Source organism: Pseudomonas sp. P4_C3, from assembly GCF_056402075.1.
In genome coordinates, this window is the sequence record NZ_JBFUIC010000487.1 from 1 (window position 1) to 2,339 (window position 2,339).

Annotated in this window: 1 protein-coding gene and 1 pseudogene; both read right to left on the bottom strand. The window is 45.2% G+C overall.

The genetic code is table 11. From position 1 onward, the window contains the following. On the bottom strand, nucleotides 1-1,828 hold a 1,828-nt coding region (locus AC1DVH_RS29685), incomplete at its 3' end, for an integrase (protein WP_477756791.1). Beyond that, a pseudogene (locus tag AC1DVH_RS29690) lies at nucleotides 1,825-2,339 on the bottom strand (hypothetical protein); the annotation flags it as partial. The pseudogene AC1DVH_RS29690 and the gene AC1DVH_RS29685, both read right to left, overlap by 4 nt.

Genomic DNA, 2,339 nt, shown 5'->3' on the forward strand with positions numbered 1-2,339 from the left:
CCTTAGAACAGCCACCTAAAAAAGTTGGCCGATAGCTAATTTCGCAATTCTCCACGCGGATCAGAGTTTCTGCCCTAACATCCTCAATACATACCTCACCACTTTGCAAACGAGCCTTCTGTTTCTCAATGTAAGACCCCGTGCCTCCGAATAAAGGTGCCTCCCTGAACAGCACATCGGACAACAGCTGATTTGCAACAGCCATCGGTATCCCCATCTGAAACTCCAAAGCAACGTGCGAACTGGGCAAGACAAACCCCTTATTTTTCGGATCGTAGTATCCAAAAATAGTCTTTAGATTTTGAAATCCATTGCTGTAATAGCGAGCCATTTCAAGGGTCACATGCTTGTATTGCGATTTCAAACTGGGCAACGAAATAAACCCGCTATTGCTACCGTAGAAAGCTAACGAGCGGCGAAACTGGTGACTTGTCAGCGGCCAAGATCGACCAACTGCAAACTCTGGTTCGCTATAAAAATCACGCTTTTTATCGGTCTGTGCTAACTCCTGCAAGTCAGACGACTCAATCCAAAGATCCTCTATCAAGGGTATTTTGTTATAATAATTTGCCAACCTTCCCACGCCAACCTCGACACTATCTATACGAAGGATAGTCGGACTTAAAAATAACGGACACTCATTACCCACATCAACTTTGTATATGCTTGCTAGCCCGCGACAAATTGCCTGAGCAACTCTTATAGCTTTAACAACTTCACTCGGCGCAAACCACGACTCTGATTTTTTGTACCCTGTAAATTTTGTCGTTGTCGACAGAACGGTGACTGTTCTCGCTAAATCACGAACCACGCCTCGATCATCAATCACCTCTTTTAGGTAGATCTCATCAGATAAACAATCATACTGCATACGCAGCACTTCTTGATCTCTCATACCTGTGTATAGGTGAATAACATTTTTAAGGATGCATTGCATTTTTAAGAGCGCAGAGCTTAGCCCTCTTTTATAAGAACACGAAAACACTCCTGAGAAAATTTTATCCAGACTATGAGTCTTAAGCGCCTCAGTCATAGACGGCCTGTAATTAGCCCTTCCGCCGGGCAACAAACTTTTCTGAACAGAATGTGCTACCCCATAAAACTCATCACCAAACTCAGATATAAATCCCTCAAAGTTCTCTACGCCTTGGTGAATCTGATCAAGCAGATCCTGAAGAACGTTTATCAGTTCCAAATAAATCCTAGTGGGGATAACCGGATGTTGATTAGTATCATGTCGACGCAATTCAAGGTCACGCGAGCTAATAACACGATAACCCAATCGATCCTCACCGATGGAAATTAAATTGGCAAGCAAAGATGAAAGCATTTGCGGAAAGTGTGGTTGCGGCATCTCAGCAATAAACGCTGCTAAATATACTGGAGTACTGAAAAGCTGCTGCAAGGACAACGCACCAACCAAAGGCTTATCGCGTTGTCTGTAACAAAACGACACAGCGCTACGCAGGACTACCCAGCGCTGCTCTATGGTCTTTGCACTCAGCCGCCCCAGACGCCCCCCTCCCGCAAAATATGCTAGACAATAAACAACATGTTTCGCCTCATCAACCAATGACTGCTGATCAGACTCTCTTAACTTAAAGAGCCTATCAAATCGTATTTTAGTGAGCCTCGTCGCTCCAAGTCGATATGGATTAAAGTCCCATATCAGCTCTTTATACGTGGCCGTTGAAGCTCCGTATTTATCTCGACACAGAACGAACTCTGGCCCGGGCTTAAAGTTTATGTCCTGCATTGCAGCATCAGGAGCAACGGCACCTAAATCGCCCATGGCAGCGAACAAACCACTTACCGCAGAGCCACTCAAAATACAACTCCCATTGTTTCATAGCGCTGCAGGCGGCGCTCCCAAAATGGTGTTAACACTCCAAGTTGAAATACTTTATGCCTCATGATAATTAGCAGTTGAGCAACAGACTCCGAGCGATTCGCCATTACCTCCAGCACAAACTCAATTCTAATGGATAAGTCTTTGTAGAGTGCTTCTGCATGATTACTGTCCTGAGCGGTGCTGCGTACAGCATTAATTACATAATGGAGACTGAGTAGCTTATGTATATCCTCTTCATCGGCGTGGCAGACATAATGAGTGCAATACAAACAGCCGTACTGATTACGGCAATTCGGCTCAATCACCGACGCTTCGGCACCGGTGATTGGTACAGGACAGCTGAACGAATCGCAATGACCCACCGCAATTGAATCAATCTGATCTGACGCAGTTGCGCTTCGTTCACGCACTATCTGAGCAGCTCTATGCACTGAATCCCAGTAATAGCCAAATTCGCTTTCCTGCTGCTCAACAGCAGCTTCTGAAT